The organism is Achromobacter pulmonis (assembly GCF_002885955.2).
Classification (GTDB): Bacteria; Pseudomonadota; Gammaproteobacteria; order Burkholderiales; family Burkholderiaceae_B; genus Achromobacter; species Achromobacter pulmonis_A.
The window spans coordinates 1-465 of sequence record NZ_POQS01000075.1 but is presented as its reverse complement, the minus strand read 5'-3'; the positions used below and the strand labels follow the sequence as shown (position 1 = coordinate 465).

At 67.1% G+C, this 465-nt stretch carries 2 pseudogenes; both read right to left on the bottom strand.

The features are described 5' to 3' along the window. A pseudogene (locus tag C1I89_RS35535) lies at window positions 1-273 on the bottom strand (TIGR03756 family integrating conjugative element protein); the annotation flags it as partial. After that, window positions 222-449, bottom strand: a pseudogene (locus tag C1I89_RS33820) (TIGR03757 family integrating conjugative element protein); the annotation flags it as partial. The pseudogenes C1I89_RS33820 and C1I89_RS35535, both read right to left, overlap by 52 nt. Window positions 450-465 lie beyond the last annotated feature (16 nt).

Below are 465 nucleotides of genomic sequence, written 5' to 3'. Positions count from 1 at the left end.
GATGCCGACGACGCGGTATTCGAGGCAGTCTGGTGATGCCACTGAGCCAACGATGGTTGCGGTGTTGAGGGCGTAGCTGCCGGTAGCGCTGAGCAGCAGCACCGAGGCCACGCCAGCACGCAGACGGCGCATCCGCTCGAAGGGTCGGGTCATGGCTGCGGCCTCCGGTGTTGCGCAATGCGCGCGACGGCACGGGCTACGTCCGGCTCGCCATAGACCACGTAACGCTGATCCACCACGACCGCCGGAATGCTGGTGACGCTCAGGCTCCAGGCGTCGGCAACGCCCTGGTATGCCGACGCAATGCGGCGCTGGAGGTCGGCACCGCCGTTGTTCAGGCGGCGCTTGACGATGGCCGTGGCCTGCTCAGGATCGGCGGGCAGCTGTGCGGAAAGCTCGGCTTCGATGCGCGGGCCTTCATCCAACTCGATCAACCGCTCGCCACCCATGGTCTTGACCGGGTGG